Source organism: Nocardia sp. NPDC051832, assembly GCF_040681285.1.
Taxonomy (GTDB): domain Bacteria; phylum Actinomycetota; class Actinomycetes; order Mycobacteriales; family Mycobacteriaceae; genus Nocardia.
This window is the reverse complement of record NZ_JBFAYL010000002.1, coordinates 1,593,146-1,607,684: the sequence shown is the minus strand read 5'-3', so window position 1 is coordinate 1,607,684 and position 14,539 is coordinate 1,593,146. Positions and strand designations below refer to the sequence as shown.

16 protein-coding genes are annotated in these 14,539 nt (G+C 66.7%); 4 read left to right on the top strand and 12 right to left on the bottom strand.

Going from position 1 to position 14,539, the window contains the following annotated elements:
* From tatC to AB0M14_RS17245, 5 genes are all read right to left on the bottom strand, one after another.
* Nucleotides 1-945 carry a twin-arginine translocase subunit TatC gene (gene tatC / locus AB0M14_RS17265; protein ID WP_364995398.1) on the bottom strand — a complete coding sequence of 315 codons (945 nt, stop codon included), beginning with the start codon at nt 943-945 and terminating at the stop codon, nt 1-3.
* Between the two features lie 76 nt (nt 946-1,021).
* Nucleotides 1,022-1,279 (bottom strand): Sec-independent protein translocase subunit TatA, encoded by a 258-nt coding sequence (gene tatA / locus AB0M14_RS17260; RefSeq protein WP_364995396.1) that lies wholly within the window; start codon nt 1,277-1,279, stop codon nt 1,022-1,024.
* A gap of 106 nt (nt 1,280-1,385) precedes the next feature.
* On the bottom strand, nt 1,386-2,426 hold the full coding sequence (locus AB0M14_RS17255; RefSeq protein ID WP_364995393.1) for a 2-dehydropantoate 2-reductase: 1,041 nt from the start codon (nt 2,424-2,426) through the stop codon (nt 1,386-1,388).
* Complete coding sequence (locus AB0M14_RS17250; protein ID WP_364995390.1) at nt 2,423-3,424, bottom strand: YafY family protein; 1,002 nt, start codon at nt 3,422-3,424, stop codon at nt 2,423-2,425. The genes AB0M14_RS17255 and AB0M14_RS17250 overlap by 4 nt, the downstream gene beginning before the upstream one ends.
* A complete protein-coding gene (locus AB0M14_RS17245; protein WP_364995388.1) occupies nt 3,421-4,416 on the bottom strand; it encodes a YafY family protein in 996 nt (331 codons plus the stop codon). The genes AB0M14_RS17250 and AB0M14_RS17245 overlap by 4 nt, the downstream gene beginning before the upstream one ends.
* Before the next feature lie 67 nt (nt 4,417-4,483).
* Here AB0M14_RS17245 and AB0M14_RS17240 point away from each other — a divergent pair, with 67 nt between their 5' ends.
* Both AB0M14_RS17240 and AB0M14_RS17235 read left to right on the top strand, forming a co-directional pair.
* Nucleotides 4,484-4,780: an MTH1187 family thiamine-binding protein gene (locus AB0M14_RS17240; protein ID WP_364995384.1), complete on the top strand. Its 297-nt coding sequence runs from the start codon at nt 4,484-4,486 to the stop codon at nt 4,778-4,780.
* A 66-nt stretch (nt 4,781-4,846) separates the two neighbouring features.
* Nucleotides 4,847-5,653, top strand: a complete 807-nt coding sequence (locus AB0M14_RS17235) for a dihydrofolate reductase family protein (RefSeq protein WP_364995382.1) — start codon at nt 4,847-4,849, stop codon at nt 5,651-5,653.
* Here AB0M14_RS17235 and AB0M14_RS17230 read toward each other — a convergent pair.
* The 4 genes from AB0M14_RS17230 to AB0M14_RS17215 all read right to left on the bottom strand — a co-directional run bounded on the left by AB0M14_RS17230 (nt 5,650) and on the right by AB0M14_RS17215 (nt 9,545).
* Nucleotides 5,650-5,997, bottom strand: a complete 348-nt coding sequence (locus tag AB0M14_RS17230; RefSeq protein WP_364995380.1) for a hypothetical protein — start codon at nt 5,995-5,997, stop codon at nt 5,650-5,652. The genes AB0M14_RS17235 and AB0M14_RS17230 overlap by 4 nt on opposite strands.
* A 163-nt stretch (nt 5,998-6,160) precedes the next feature.
* Complete coding sequence (locus AB0M14_RS17225) at nt 6,161-6,523, bottom strand: nuclear transport factor 2 family protein (RefSeq protein ID WP_364995377.1); 363 nt, start codon at nt 6,521-6,523, stop codon at nt 6,161-6,163.
* Between the two features lie 27 nt (nt 6,524-6,550).
* Complete coding sequence (pafA, locus tag AB0M14_RS17220; RefSeq protein WP_364995375.1) at nt 6,551-7,909, bottom strand: Pup--protein ligase; 1,359 nt, start codon at nt 7,907-7,909, stop codon at nt 6,551-6,553.
* A 115-nt stretch (nt 7,910-8,024) separates the two neighbouring features.
* Nucleotides 8,025-9,545, bottom strand: coding sequence for a catalase (locus AB0M14_RS17215; protein ID WP_364995372.1), 1,521 nt, complete (start codon nt 9,543-9,545; stop codon nt 8,025-8,027).
* Between the two features lie 251 nt (nt 9,546-9,796).
* Between AB0M14_RS17215 and AB0M14_RS17210 the strand changes: the two genes are divergently transcribed.
* Complete coding sequence (locus AB0M14_RS17210) at nt 9,797-11,287, top strand: hypothetical protein (RefSeq protein ID WP_364995370.1); 1,491 nt, start codon at nt 9,797-9,799, stop codon at nt 11,285-11,287.
* A 73-nt stretch (nt 11,288-11,360) separates the two neighbouring features.
* Here the strand turns inward: AB0M14_RS17210 and AB0M14_RS17205 are convergent, their stop codons facing one another.
* Nucleotides 11,361-11,657: a hypothetical protein gene (locus AB0M14_RS17205; protein ID WP_364995368.1), complete on the bottom strand. Its 297-nt coding sequence runs from the start codon at nt 11,655-11,657 to the stop codon at nt 11,361-11,363.
* A gap of 304 nt (nt 11,658-11,961) precedes the next feature.
* Between AB0M14_RS17205 and AB0M14_RS17200 the strand changes: the two genes are divergently transcribed.
* Complete coding sequence (locus AB0M14_RS17200; RefSeq protein ID WP_364995366.1) at nt 11,962-12,630, top strand: DUF6461 domain-containing protein; 669 nt, start codon at nt 11,962-11,964, stop codon at nt 12,628-12,630.
* A 240-nt stretch (nt 12,631-12,870) separates the two neighbouring features.
* Here the strand turns inward: AB0M14_RS17200 and AB0M14_RS17195 are convergent, their stop codons facing one another.
* Nucleotides 12,871-13,098, bottom strand: coding sequence for a cold shock domain-containing protein (locus AB0M14_RS17195; RefSeq protein WP_364995364.1), 228 nt, complete (start codon nt 13,096-13,098; stop codon nt 12,871-12,873).
* 184 nt (nt 13,099-13,282) lie between these two features.
* Nucleotides 13,283-14,434 (bottom strand): epoxide hydrolase family protein, encoded by a 1,152-nt coding sequence (locus AB0M14_RS17190; protein ID WP_364995361.1) that lies wholly within the window; start codon nt 14,432-14,434, stop codon nt 13,283-13,285.
* Between the last annotated feature and the right edge of the window lie 105 nt (nt 14,435-14,539).

Here is a 14,539-nt window from a genome sequence, read left to right as displayed (position 1 = left end):
TCAGAGCGTATCGGAGTAGTCCGACACTGGTCGCGTGGATTTTCCGGCGGGTTCGGAGATCGACTCCGCGGGCGCAACGGCTTCCGGCTCGTCGATGCCGGCGGTTTCGTCGTCGGCGAGGGCCTGTTCTTCCTTGCGCGCCCGGCGCCGATCGTTGATCCGCGCGAACTGCACGGCGACCTCGAACAGCACGGTCAGCGCGAGCGCCAGGGCCAGCATCGAGAACGGATCCTGCGGCGTCACGATGGCCGCGAACACGAACAGCCCGAACACGATTCCGCGCCGCCACGCCTTGAGCCGTTCGTAGGTCAGCACGCCGATCAGGTTGAGTCCGATGACGATCAGCGGCGTTTCGAAACTGACCCCGAAAATGATCAGCAACTGGATGATGAATCCGAAGTACTGCGTACCGCTGAGCGCGGTGATCTGGACGTTGTCGCCGATGGTGAGCAGGAAGTCCAGGGCATGGGCCACAACGACATACGCGAGCACGGCGCCGGTGGCGAAGAGCACGGTGCCGGAGGTGACGAACCCGACCGCGTACTTGCGTTCCTTGGCGTAGAGGCCGGGGGTGATGAACGCCCACAGCTGATACAGCCAGACCGGCGCGGCCAGCACCACGCCGGCGGTGAAACCGACCTTCAACCGGAGCATGAACTGCTCGAACGGCGCGGTCGCGAGCAGGCGGCAGGCGCCGTCGGGCGTCAGCGCGGCCCGCGCGCTGGGCGGCAGCGCACAGTAGGGGCCGCGCAGGATCTCACCGAGGCTTTCCACACCGAGGAACGAATGCGCGTACCAGAGGAACCCGATGATGGTGGTGAGCATCATGGCCGCGAGCGAGATCAGCAGCCGCGTACGCAGTTCCTGGAGGTGTTCGACCAACGACATGGTGCCGTCGGGATTGGTCCGGCGCTTGCTGCGCCGGGGATCGAACGGGATTCGCATAGGTGTAGTCGGCCCCTGTGTCTGAACAGCGCGGAACCGGGCGAGCTCGACTCACCCGGGGTGGAGCGTCCGGCTCTTACAGCGACTTCGACTCGGGCTGCGCCTGCGGCTGCGCGACCGGGTTGGCCGGCTGCGCGGCCGGCAGCTGCTGCGGAGCAGGCTGCGCGGCCGGGGTCGAGGAGCTGCCCTCGCTCTGCATCTGGCTGACCTCGCTCTTGAAGATGCGCAGCGAACGGCCCAGACCGCGGGCCGCGTCCGGCATCCGCTTCGCGCCGAAGAACAGCACGAAGACGGCTGCGACAATCAGCCAATGCCAGATGCTGAACTGGCCCATGGTGTACCTCCCAAGACTGTGGTGTTTCTGATGCTACCGGACTTTGAGCGGCGCATTTGTGCGCCCCACCGCTCGAACGCCCCGGTAAATCGGCGTTTGCCGGGCGTTAACGCACGGTGGCGGCCGCGGCCTGGAGTTGCGCGAGAAGTTCGGCTCCGGTCCAGGTGCGCTTGTCGCCTTGCTCGGCCGCGACGATGAGTTCGATGAGTCGCTGATTCACCGGCGTCGGCAGGCCGACCATCGCGCCCAGCCCGACGATCTCACCGCACAGCCAGGAGATCTCGGTCTTGCGGCCGAGCGCGAGGTCATCGGCCATGGACGAGCGCGCCACCGGATCGATGGCGAGGACCTTGGCCGCGACCCGCCGGAAGACCCCGTCCGGCACCGTCAGCAGCCGCGTCATCAGCGCGGGCGGCAGCGGCGTGAGCCGGGCGGGCTGGATCCGCGCCCGGTTCATCGCGGCCAGGGCTTCACGCTGGGTCAGCGCCAGACAGCGGCGGTAGTTCCGGTCGCCGAGTTGCTCCCGCAGCGGCCGCCCGGACAGCGCGTTGATCGGGTTGTTCAGATTCAGCAGCAGTTTCGCCCATTGCACCGGCAGCAGCTGCGGGTAGCGGCGCCAGCCCAGCCCGGACCGGGCGAACAGGTCGTGGAATTCGGCGAGTGCCGGGTCGTCCTGGATCGCGATCTCGCCCTCGGTGCCGCGATGGAATCGCCCCTGCGGGTGCTGCACGACGTTGAACATCACCATCCCGGCCAGCACCACGCAGGTGGGCAGGATCTCCCGGATGACCGTGTCGTTGCCGATGCCGTTCTGCAGGCTCAGCACCACGGTGCCCGGCCGGATCTTGCCCAGCAGCCCGCGCACCGCCTCCGCCGTGGCCGCCGATTTCACGGTCACCAGCACCAGATCCGCCGACCCGGCTTCGTCCGGTTCGGTGGCGACCTCGAAGCGGTCGCTGCCGACCGCGACATCGCCGCCGTCCAGATCGGTGAGCCGCAGCCCGGTCGCGCCGATCTGGTCGAGCACCCGCGGCCGGCCGACGAAAGTCACCTCCGCCCCCGCGGCGGCCAGCTTGCCGCCCGCGAACACGCCGACGCTGCCCGCGCCCAGCACCAGGACGCGGTGGGGTAATCGATCCGGGCTCACGGTGTGCCGGCCTCCTCGTATCCGGCGGCGGCATAGGCGGCTAGCGCGGCGTTGGACCGTTCCCGCACGGCCGCAACGAGTTCCGGCGGTCCGAGCACGGTCACGCCGGAGCCGAAACCGAGCAGCAGCCGGGCCATCCAGTCCAGGGTGGCGAACCGCATCGTCGCCTCCAGGCTGCCGTCGGGATGCACCGCCATCCGGTGCATCGGGTACTGGTCGAGTACCCAGCCGTAGTCGGGACGAACGAGCAGGCGCGCCAGCGGCACCGCGGGATCGTCCTGGAACAGGTCCAGGGCCGCGGCTTCGGCGGTGGCGTGGCTGGGCGGGCGGGCCGCCTCGCCGAGTTCGGTGGCCGCTTCGATCCGGTCGAAGCGGAACAGCCGCACGCCCTCGGCCTGGCGGCACCAGCCCTGCAGATAGCTGTTGTTGTCGACGAGCACGATCCGGATCGGATCGACGACGCGTTCGGAGACCACGTCGCGGCTGGCCGAGTAGTAGACGATCCGGACCGCACGCTTGTCGGCGAGCGCGGCGCGCACGGTCGCCACCGGGTCTTTCCCGGCCGCTTCGGGCCCGGACGCCGCCGTCGGCGGCTCGGACTCGGGCACCAGCAGTCCGCCGGTGATCGCCGCTTCGATCTTGGCGATGGCCGCGTGCGCGGCCGTCGGGTCGACCATGCCGGGCATGTCCACGATCGAGCGCAGCGCGACCAGCAGCGCGGTCGCCTCGGTGGAGGTCAGCCGCAGCGGCCGGTCGATGCCCGCCGAGAAGGTGACCTCGATGCTCTCCTCGGAGAACGACAGGTCGATGAGATCACCGGGGCCGTAGCCGGGCAGGCCGCACATCCACAGCTGATTCAGGTCGCTCATCAGCTGTTTGGTGGTGACGCCCAGATCGGCGGCCGCGTCCGCGGCGCTGATGCCGGGATTGGCGATGAAGTACGGGATCATGTTGAGCAGCCGCGAAAGCCGCACCGAGAGCCGGGAACTCGTACTCACGACAGCGCGACCTCCGTCCGATCGAACACCGAGCGCAGCCGCGCGACCACGTCGGCGCGGAGATCTTCGGGCGCGAGCACCAGCGCGTCCGGACCGAGCCCGGTGATCAAGCGCGCCAGCCAATCTCGCGACCGGATCGGCACCTGCACCACCATGCCGCCGCGCTCGCCGATGGCCCGCTCCTCCAGCACCTGGCCGAGCCGGCGGATCTCCTGCCCGCGGCCGTCGGCCACCCACACCGTCGCCGATCCGCTGACCGGGGTGTTGCTGGTGACACGGTCCACGATCTCGCGCAGATCCACCTCGTCGGGTTTGCGCACGGTGTTGAGCGGTCCGTACGGCGTCACCTCGTCGCCGATGCGGGACAGCCGGAAGCTGCGGACGTCCGCGCGGTCCCGGTCGTGCCCGACCAGATACCAGCGGCCGTGCCGGGTGACCACACCCCACGGCTCGACGTCACGCATCAGGTACGGCGCGTTCACCGCGCCGCGATGCTCGAACCGCACCGCCTGCCCGGCATCGATCGCCGCGAGCAACTTGCCGAGCACGGGTTCGGAACCGCGCGTGCGCGCGGGCACCGCGGGCGCGGTCACCGCGACGTCGGCTTCGACGTGAATGCCCGCCGCGCGCAGCTTCAGCAGCGCGCCCTCGGCCGCCGCCGCCAGCTCCGGGGACTCCCACATCTGCACCGCGACCGCGACCGCCGCCGCTTCCTCGTCGCTGAGATCGATCTCGGGCAGCTCGTAGGCGTCCCGGTTGATCCGGTACCCTTCGACGCTCGAATACCGGCTCACCGGCCCGATTTCCAGCGGAATGCCCAGGTCACGCAGTTCGTTCTTGTCGCGCTCGAACATTCGGCTGAACGCCTCGTCGCTCGCGGACTCCTCGTACCCCGCGACGCTGTCCCGGATCCGCTCCGCGGTCAAGAACTGCCGGGTCGACAACAGCGCGATGACCAGATTCATCAGCCGCTCGACCTTGGATATCGCCACCCGGTAGAGCGTAATAGCCCGGGGGCGCGGCACGCGCGGCGGCGCACAGATCGAGCATGATGGAGCCATGATCGTCGCCTTCTCCGTCACCCCGCTCGGCACCGGTGTCGATGTCGGCCAGGCCGTTGCCGAGGCGGTGCGGATCGTGCGCGCCAGCGGCCTGCCGAACCGCACCGATGCCATGTTCACCACGGTGGAAGGCGAATGGGACGAGGTGATGGCGGTCGTCAAGCAGGCCAGCGACGCGGTGCTGGCCGTCGCACCGCGGTGCAGTCTGGTGCTCAAGGCCGATATCCGGCCGGGTGTCACCGATGGCATGACCTCGAAGGTGGCGACCGTCGAGCGTTATCTCGCGGACGGGTAATCCGCAGCGGGCCAGCCGGTTCGCCCCGCCGGTGCCGGGTATCCGGTCAGTGGATGGGAGGCGATGATGCAACGGCCTCGAGTGATTACCCACAATGTCGTCTCGGTGGACGGCAGGCTCGCGGTTTCGCCGCGTAGCTTGCTGATGCTGGACGATCGCTGGCCCACCGGCGGGGACGGCTACCTCGACATTCTGCACCGGCATCAGCCGCAGGTACTGCTGGAAGGCAGCGGGTCGCTGGTGACCGACGATCAGCGGCCCGCGCCGCTGCCCGCCACCCAGCTGTCGCCGCAGCTGCTCGGCAGCGACTACCTACCCGCCGAGGTGCGGGCGAAGGCGAGCGCCGGCTGGTTCGTGGTACCCGACAGCCGCGGGCGGGTGCGCTGGACCTACAAGGAGTTTCCGGGCGAGGAGATGGCCGGATGGCACCTGCTGGTGCTGGTCGCGGTGGCGACGCCGCTGCGGTACCTGGCGTATCTGCGGCGCGAGCAGATTCCGTATCTGGTGGTCGGGCGGCGGCACGTCGACCTGGCCGCGGCGCTGAAGGTGCTGCGCGCCCGGTTCGGTGTGGACACCGTGGTGGCGACCGGCGGCGCGCGGCTGGGCGGGGCGTTGCTGCGGGCCGGGCTGATCGACGAGATCGAGACCGAGATCGTCCCGATCGCGGTCGGCGGCACCCGCACGTCGATGATGTTCACCGCGCCGGATCTGGAACGCACCGCGCGGCCGACCCGATTGCGTTGCCTCGGAGTCGAATCCAGACCGCACGGACGGGTGCTGGTGCGTTACGCCGTCGACGTCGAGTCGCCGCCGGCGCCGAAGAAATCCGGGCACCAGCTCGCCGCGGCGGACCATCCGCGGCCGCAGTCCTAGGCCTTGGTCAAGCTCAGCACCGCGGAGCCGCCGACGATCGCCACCGGTTTCACGACCACGCCGCTCACCCGGATGGTGTCCCCCGCATCGGCCCGGATCGTCGTCGACTTCGCCAGGATGGTCAGCGCGTCACCGGTGATGGCGAGCACGGCGAGGGTGGAGCCCGGGATCGGGATGGTGGTCGGGCCGGTGACCTCGACTTCGCAGGTGCCGTCCGCGCAGGCGGCCACGTTCGTGCCGTCCGCGGCCGGCGGCAGCGTGGACGGGGCCGAGGTGGTCGTTCGCCGGGGCGTGGTGGTGCGGCTCGTCGTCGGAGCTCGCGTGGTCGTCGGGGTAGCCGTCACCGTGGATTCCGATGGTTTCGCGATTCCAGGCTTCTCCGTACCGCATCCGATGGCGCTAGCGAGCGCGACTACTACGGTGGCGCCCCCGACGATGGTGTAAACAGTTCGTCCTCCCATCGAGGGAGCATCGCAGCGGGACCTTATGAGTCACCATGGATTTCGGTTAACGAATCTCGGTCTGCTGGTAGCAGGCCAGCCGCCAGCCCGCCTTCGTCAGCACGTAGGTGCTGGACATGATGCCGCGGAAAGCCGGTTCGGCCCCGTCCCGGTAGGCGACGCCGGTGTAGACGAGCACTTTGCCGTCACCGCCGACGTCGACGAGCCGGGGATCTTCGATCTCGTAGGTCCGCCACGGCGGCGCGGCGCGCAGGGAATCGACCACGCCGGCGCGGTCCAGGATCATGCCGTTGGCCAGCACCATCACCGCGTCGTCGGTCATGAGTTCGCCGTAGAAGGACGCGCCGGTGCCGGCACACAGCGCGTCCCACCCTTGGCGTTCGATATCGAGTAGCTCTTTCAGTTCCATGGGGTCGGTATACCCAGGAACCGGCGGCTACATCGAGGCAATCAGCCGATCGACGCGCTCGTCCACCGAACGGAACGGGTCCTTGCACAGCACGGTGCGCTGGGCCTGGTCGTTCAGCTTCAGATGCACCCAGTCGACGGTGAAGTCGCGGCCCGCCTCTTGCGCGGCGGTGATGAAATCGCCGCGGAGCTTGGCGCGGGTGGTCTGCGGCGGGGTGTCCACCGCGGCGTCCACGGCCTCGTCCTCGGTGATCCGCTTGGCCAGGCCCTTGCGTTGCAGCAGGTCGAAGACGCCGCGGCCGCGCTTGATGTCGTGATAGGCCAGGTCCAGCTGGGCGATCTTCGGGTCGGACAGCTCCATGCTGTAGCGGTCCTGGTAGCGCTGGAACAGCTTGCGCTTGATCACCCAGTCGATCTCGGTGTCGACCTTGGCGAAGTCCTGGGCCTCGACCGCGTCCAGGGTGCGGCCCCACAGGTCCACGACCTGGTCGATCTGCGGGTCGCGGTCCCGGTTGCGCAGGTGCTCGACGGCGCGCTGGTAGTACTCGCGCTGGATGTCGAGGGCGCTGGCCTGCCGCCCGCCCGCCAGCCGCACCGGGCGCCGCCCGGTCATGTCGTGGCTGACCTCGCGGATCGCGCGAATCGGATTGTCCAGGGCGAAGTCCCGGAACGAGACGCCGGCCTCGATCATCTCCAGCACCAGCGCCGCCGTGCCGACCTTGAGCATGGTGGTGGTCTCGGACATGTTCGAGTCGCCCACGATGACGTGCAGCCGGCGGTACTTCTCGGCGTCGGCGTGCGGCTCGTCGCGGGTGTTGATGATCGGGCGCGAGCGGGTGGTCGCCGAGGAGACGCCCTCCCAGATGTGCTCGGCGCGCTGCGACAAGCAGAAGGTCGCGGCCTTCGGCGTCTGCAGCACTTTGCCCGCGCCGCAGATCAATTGGCGCGTCACCAGGAACGGCAGCAGCACATCCGAGATCCGGGAGAACTCGCCGGCCCGCACCACGAGGAAGTTCTCGTGGCAGCCGTAGGAGTTGCCCGCGGAGTCGGTGTTGTTCTTGAACAGGTAGATATCGCCGCCGATACCCTCCTCGGCCAGCCGCTGCTCGGCATCGATCAGCAGCTCCTCGAGCACGCGCTCACCGGCGCGGTCATGGGTGACCAGCTGATGCAGGCTGTCGCACTCTGCCGTGGCGTACTCCGGATGCGAACCCACATCGAGGTACAACCGAGCCCCGTTGCGCAGGAACACATTAGAGCTCCTGCCCCAGGACACCACCCGGCGGAAAAGGTACCGGGCCACCTCGTCGGGGGACAGCCGACGGTGACCGTGAAAGGTGCATGTCACACCGAACTCGGTCTCGATCCCCATAATTCGTCGCTGCACATCTTCGACATTACAGCCATGTCATGTAGTTCCGTGGGGCTGCGAGCAACACGCACCGCTCAGGTTCACAACGATTCGACCCAGAGACCCCGTGGAAGGAGGTCTACGTCATAACTCAGGCTTTCCGCTGGGCCGATGAGCGTGCGGGATTGGATTGCTGCTCGGCCTTCGGGTCCAGCTCGTCCTGCTTGGCCCGTACCGTCGACTCGATCCGCGAACCGATCTCGGTGTCGATATTGGCCCAGTATTCGAACGCGCGTTTCAGCACCGGCTCGGTGACGCCGTTGCGGAGATGGCCTGCGACGTTGTCGACGAGGCGGGTGCGGGCGGCGTCGTCGAGAACGTCGCGGATCATGGTGCGTGGCTGGCCCCAGTCGTCGTCCTCGGTGCGCAGCGTGTAGGCGGTGCGGACCATTTCGCCGTCGGTGTGCCAGCCGATCGGTGGCCCGGAGACGGCTGGGTCGGCGTGTGGGCCGCCCTTGGAGTTCGGGACGTACACCGGGTCGGCGACATTGGTGTAGCGCATGGCGCCGTCTTTGGAGTACGAGCGGACCGGTGCGGCGTGTGGTGAATTGACCGGCAGCAGTTTGTAGTTGGCGCCGATGCGGTGCCGGTGTGCGTCCGGGTAGGAGAACCAGCGGCCGAGCAGCATCTTGTCGGGGCTGGGGCCGGTCCCGCGGACGGCGTTGCTGGGCTCGAAGGCGGATTGTTCGATTTCGGTGTGGTAATCGACCGGGTTGCGGTTCAGGGTGAGCTTGCCGACCGGGATCAGCGGGTAGTCGGCGTGCGGCCACACCTTGGTCAGGTCGAAGGGGTTGAAACGGTATGTCTTGGCGTCGTCGAACGGCATGATCTGCATGTGCAGCGTCCAGCTGGGGTGTTTGCCGTCGGCGATGTGCTCGAACAGGTCGCGGGTGTGGTAATCGGTGTCGATCGCGGCCATTTGATCGGCTTCGTCCTGGGTGAAGAATTCGATGCCCTGGTCGGTCTTGAAATGGTATTTCACCCAGAAGCGATCGCCCGCGGAGTTGTTCCACAGATAGGTGTGGCTGGAGTAGCCGTTCATATGCCGCCAGGTGCGCGGGATGCCGCGATCACCCATCAGCCAGGTAACCTGGTGCGCGGATTCCGGTGACAGGGTCCAGAAATCCCACTGCATGTCGTGGTCGCGCAGATTGTTGTCGGCGCGGCGTTTCTGCGAGCGGATGAAGTCCTGAAACTTCATCGGGTCGCGGACGAAGAACACCGGAGTGTTGTTTCCGACCATGTCGAAGTTGCCCTCGCGGGTGTAGAACTTCAGGGCGAATCCGCGCGGGTCGCGCCAGGTGTCGGGGCTGCCACGCTCCCCCGCGACGGTGGAGAAACGGGCCAGGACCTCGGTCTTGCGGCCGGGTTGGAAGACATCGGCGCAGGTGTAGGCGCTGACGTCTTCGGTGACCTCGAATTCGCCGAAGGCACCGCCGCCTTTGGCGTGTGGTTGACGTTCGGGTACCCGTTCGCGGTTGAACTGCGCCATCTTCTCGATGAGATAGGCGTCGTGCAGAAGAATGGGACCGTCGGGGCCGACGGTGAGTGAATGCTCGTCACTGGGTACCGGGATTCCGGCATCGTCAGTGGTGAAATGTGCCTCGCTCATCGTGCGAACTCCTCTGTGAAGAGACCGTTTCGAATCTGATGCTGGGCAGGTCGATCAAACCATCCTGCCACAATATTGCGATCTGTCTCGTGGGGTATCCCCGCCCCGATCACCGCTAAACAGTTGATCGGCCAGCCAACCGCGCTGGCGTGGTGTCAGTAGCCTCGAGCGGTCCGGCGGACGGGTAGGTCTTCATAGCGTCACTACCGAGCTGCTACGGGCTCGTCGGTGCTCGAAGTTACAGTGCGGGTGTGAGTTTCGGAGTGATGGGTGCCACGGAATTCGGTCTGTTGCTGGTTGATCGAGATCCGGCGGTGCGGCGACAGGTGCGGGAGGTGATGGATTGGCGCAACTGGGAGCAGTTATTTGGCCATGTCCAGGTCGCCAGCCGCGTCCTGGGCGAGGAGGAATACGCCTACGCCTGGCCTGACGCCACGGCGGCGCTGCAAACATTGCGATACCCCTGGACCGCTTTCGAGACTCTGTGGGACCAGTTCGCGCGGGCCGGTGACGACGGATTTCGGGATCGGCTGGGCGTGATTCTCGGTCTGCCCGCCGGGACCGAACTCCCCGAGTTCCCAGCCGCGATCGAGCACGAGCCGGGTATTCAGCACTGGGGGTGGGAGCCTGAAGGCGCGGACGCGCGCCGGTGTTGCCACGTGGCAGCGCTGGTAGCGCTGTTGGGCAGTTCGACCGAATGGGTTCGGCGGGAAGCGTATTTCAAGCTGGCCCGCGGGGGTCCAGGCATACTCGGTGTGCTGCGCGAGGTGCGCAAGCGTCCCTCACGAGTCCGCGGTGTGGCACTGGCGCTGCTGGCCGAATTCGGCTGGCAGCAACTCGATCCGGCCGACCTGGCATTGGTATACCGGTTGCTCCGGATGAAACAGGCAACAGAGGTGCCCGAACCGGTTCTTCTGAGCAAGGGCTGGTACGCATTGCCCACCACCGATCAGGCGGCGGTGCTGGACGCGTTCGGGCTATGCGATCCGATTCCTGCGACTCTCCGCATGGGATTCGGCGCGTGGCTCGACCAAGAGCGCGACCCGAAACAGGGCAGGCGGCCGGCCAATCTGTACACCGATCTCAACGTCTATCACGACGGTTGGGGGAACCCCTACAGCTATTGCGAGGTGTTCGTTACTCCGGCGCTGGACGGTTGGACACTGGTGCTGGCCGACTGGCAGCCCAGTGATGAGCCGGACAAGCGTTGCGCCGAGTTGAGCAAACGGTTCGGGGCGGCGCATTTCTACGAGCAAATTTGCGAGCAGGACTTCTGGAGCCACTGGTGTGTGGCCGAGGACGGCGCAGTCCGCATCCATTGCGCGGTAGGCGGTGCCATGCCGGAGGGAGACGATGACTGGTACATGGCAGTCGATGGCGAGGTCATGTTCTACCAGGCCGATGCGCTCGGGTCGGCACCGACTCGCGAAGCCTTACGTGCTTGGCTCGAAGCAAACGACCACGGCAGAGGCCACCGCACACCACCTCCGCGCACTGTCGGCGAGCACGACGTGAACGCCCTGCGCCGGCGTTTCGGCCGCGAGGCACTGCCCGCGGCCAAACTGAACGTCACTCCCCAGGAACCACCTGCCGAATGGGACGTCGGCGTGGAAGGCGCCGCACCCAGGCTGTCCGTCTCACCCGAGACCCTCGGCCCACAGACCAGCGTCGTCGGCACCGGCGTCCTGGCAGTACCGATCCCAGCCAGGAACCGCGTCCGCATGGGAGCCCTGCTGATCTAACACCTTACGGTGATTATCGCTCACTCGTCCTGACTGAAGTCTGCATGAATGAGTGCGAACCAGAACGTCTTGCCTAGTCTTCCATCCGCCCGGTCCGCTCCTCGACGTCCAACACATTGTTCGCAAGACGGGTCACCCCGACCGCGACCAGCAGCGCGATCGCGACGATGGGTGTGCCCACGACAGTTCCCCACAGCCCGACAAAGGGAGCGATGTATTCGACCCTCGGCCAGAAATCGCAGGGGGCGACATCCTGGGGAATCTGGGCACATTCCGGATGGGCACTCGCAAAACCGAAAGCAGCAATCGCTGCGACCGACAGCAGGATTGCTCCGAGCACCGCGCAGACCATCCCCTTGAGCAACCACATGCCTGCACTCTACGAAAGGCCCGCGCACGGCGGGCCTTTGTCGTGTCATCGATTGGATTGTCAGACAGTGGGTTTCGGGTCGGTATCCGGGTGCAGCCGCCGTCCGGTCCCCAGTCCGCGATGCCGAGATGATCTCCGCCCGTTGATTCTTGGTCGTGCCGCGTGGCCTGATCGAGTCGCCCGCCACGCGGCAGTTCAGTGCTTCGGGCGGTCCCGGATGGCGACGGGAAGTCCGCGCTGAGGACAGTGATCAAGCATCCGGACGATCGAATGGTTGTCGGTGTGCTCTGCCACCATGACCCATATGGCGACAACCGATCCCCTGGCCCCATTTCAGTGGCTCAACGCATCCGAGAGCCAAGCGGGCCCGCTGGGCGTGATCTTCAGCGTCGGCTTCTTCCGAAACCTGGACCCGTCGGAGGTGGTGCGCCGCTTCAGCAACGGTGGCGCCGCCGGCCAGGAGTCGGATTTCGAAGAGCTCAACGGCAAGACCGGCGGCGGGGAAGGCGGCGGTTACGTGGGCGTGTTTCGGGCCGGTGCCTGGAGCGTGGCCATCGAACCGTGCGGGTGGTCGGTGACTGACCACAAGACGCTGGCGGAGCTATCGCGAGACTGTGAGGTCCTGGCGATCACCCGACACGACTACGCCGTGCACAGCCTCGAGTACGCGATCGGCGGCACGATCGTGACCGGCCACCGACTGTGGTACCCGCATATCCGTTGGGGTAGCGAGCCCGACCGGCTCAACGACTACATGCGCGAGCTGGGCATGGAGCTGGACATGACCGACGATGACTACATTTATGACGCCGATGAGGATGAACCCGAGAGCAATTCCGACGCCTGGGACATCAGCCTCAGCACCGGCGTGCCGAGGGCCTTCGCCCTGGCGGCGAAGGTCACCGGAGTGTCGTTCACCGCAGACATGCTGGACCAGCCCCTGCTCATCGGGCCTATCGCCCACCGCCGGTAGTACAGGTCGGGATAGTCACCTCCCGACCACACCACCGCTGGCCCGGCGCGCCTGCTGGTACGGCCGGTGAAGTCCTAGAGCGCATCTCGGTCCGCTCGACATCCACCTGGTGTCGCCGCGAAATCGTTCGATTCTCGATACTGGCGGGTTCAAACGATCCTGTATATCGACTAGTTTGGTGCGTTCGCCGTGGTGCTGGCCCGAGCCCGACGGCCGAGCGCTCAGCGGCGGTCGTGACTCCTACGCATCTCCGAACATGATGTTGGTAGCCATTGGTCCGCGACTGGCGTCGCCGTTGAGCACCTCGAACGTCACTGGCATGCCCTGACGGACGTCGAATGGTTGAGTGTCAGAGGGGAATTGGTCGATATGGCAGTAGATTTCGACACCGCTCCCGTGCTGTTTGATGAGGCCATACCTCTTGGTGGTGTCGAACCATTTCATTTCGCCGCTGTGTCGCGTAGCCATGCGATCCTCCTGCGCGGTGTCGGTACGGTGCGAGGGCGGTAGCCAGCCCCTTTCATGCGCAAGCCAACCAGATCAAGGCGACCGCCTGGACCAGACACGACAAAGCGGCCGGTGTCTCGGTCTCGTTGCTCGGTATGCAGCGTCATGAGCAGGCCCGGACGCAGCTTCGGGTGGGCTTTGGTGTTCAGCCGCGGAGTTGGCGGAAGAAGGTGCGGATGTCGTCGGCGAACAGATCGGGGACCTCGAAAGCGGGGAAATGCCCGCCCTCGGAGTGCTCACGGAAGAAGGCGACGTTGTCGCCGGCGCCGAGGAGCCTGCGCACGAAAGGGTCGCTGTAGAACAGTGACTGGCCTTGCGGCACAACGGAGGTATCGCCCCAGCCGGGGTTCCCGGCGTGGGCTATCTCCCAGTAGAAGTCGGCCGCCGCGGGTCCGGTGCGAGTGAACCAGTACAGGCTCGCGGTGATCAGGACGTTGTCTCGGCTGATCGGTGTCGCCGGGTTCGCCCACTCCACGAACTTCTCTGCGATCCAGGCCAACTGCAGGATCGGCGAGTCGGCCAAGCCCGCCGACAGGGCATTGGGCTCGGTGGAGTGCAGGAACTTGTAGCCCTTCATCTGCGACCAGCGGTATTGCGCTTGTTCGAGCTGCTCGAGTTCGTCAGCATCCAGGCCGGCGGGAACCGGCAGGTCCTCCCCGACCATGCCGACCTGGAGCCGGTCACCGTGGGTGTGGGCGCCGATGGCCCGCTCGGGCAGCAGTGTCGCAACCCGGCCGGTCACCCCGGCACCAAGGTCGCCGCCCTCGACGCCGAAACGTTCGTAACCGAGGCGGGTCATCAGCTCTCCGAAGGCGAGCGCGGTCCGCTCCATGTTCCAGCCGCGTGCCGACAGCGGACTCGAGAAGACGAAGCCGGGCAGTGACGGGATGACCAGATGGAACGCGTCGGCCGGGTCGCCGCCGTGGGCGCGCGGATCGGTCAAAGGCCCGCTCGCGGCGAGGAACTCGACAAACGAGGTCGGGTAGCTGTGGTTGAGCAACAGCGGGGTCGCGCCCGGTTCGGGTGAGCGCAGATGCAGGAAGTGAATCCGCTGCCCGTCGATCTCGGTGATGAACTGCGGGTAGCGGTTCAGTTCGGCTTCGTGGGCGCGCCAATCGAAACCGTCGGCCCAATAGGTAGCCAGCTCGCGCAGGTAGTCCGGGGAAATGCCACGGTCCCAGTCCGCGCCGGTGCCGGGGACCGGGTATGGCGATCGGGTGCGGGCCAGCCGGTCACGCAGATCATCGAGCTCGCCCTGCGGGATATCGATCCGGAAGGGAATGATGTCAGCGTTCATGCAGACCAACTTAGGAACCCGGTAGGTCAGAATCTGTCCTATTTCGCCAGCGCATGATCGTGTCGCCCGCCACGCCCCCACCGCCGAGCACCAGTCGAGAACACC

Bases quoted from the DNA above. Each gene is read 5' to 3' on its own strand.
- tatC (WP_364995398.1), bottom strand. From the start codon at position 945: ATGCGAATCCCGTTCGATCCCCGGCGCAGCAAGCGCCGGACCAATCCC.
- tatA (WP_364995396.1), bottom strand. From the start codon at position 1,279: ATGGGCCAGTTCAGCATCTGGCATTGGCTGATTGTCGCAGCCGTCTTC.
- AB0M14_RS17240 (WP_364995384.1), top strand. From the start codon at position 4,484: ATGATCGTCGCCTTCTCCGTCACCCCGCTCGGCACCGGTGTCGATGTC.
- AB0M14_RS17235 (WP_364995382.1), top strand. From the start codon at position 4,847: ATGCAACGGCCTCGAGTGATTACCCACAATGTCGTCTCGGTGGACGGC.
- AB0M14_RS17225 (WP_364995377.1), bottom strand. From the start codon at position 6,523: ATGGAACTGAAAGAGCTACTCGATATCGAACGCCAAGGGTGGGACGCG.
- AB0M14_RS17215 (WP_364995372.1), bottom strand. From the start codon at position 9,545: ATGAGCGAGGCACATTTCACCACTGACGATGCCGGAATCCCGGTACCC.
- AB0M14_RS17205 (WP_364995368.1), bottom strand. From the start codon at position 11,657: ATGTGGTTGCTCAAGGGGATGGTCTGCGCGGTGCTCGGAGCAATCCTG.
- AB0M14_RS17200 (WP_364995366.1), top strand. From the start codon at position 11,962: ATGGCGACAACCGATCCCCTGGCCCCATTTCAGTGGCTCAACGCATCC.
- AB0M14_RS17195 (WP_364995364.1), bottom strand. From the start codon at position 13,098: ATGGCTACGCGACACAGCGGCGAAATGAAATGGTTCGACACCACCAAG.
- AB0M14_RS17190 (WP_364995361.1), bottom strand. From the start codon at position 14,434: ATGAACGCTGACATCATTCCCTTCCGGATCGATATCCCGCAGGGCGAG.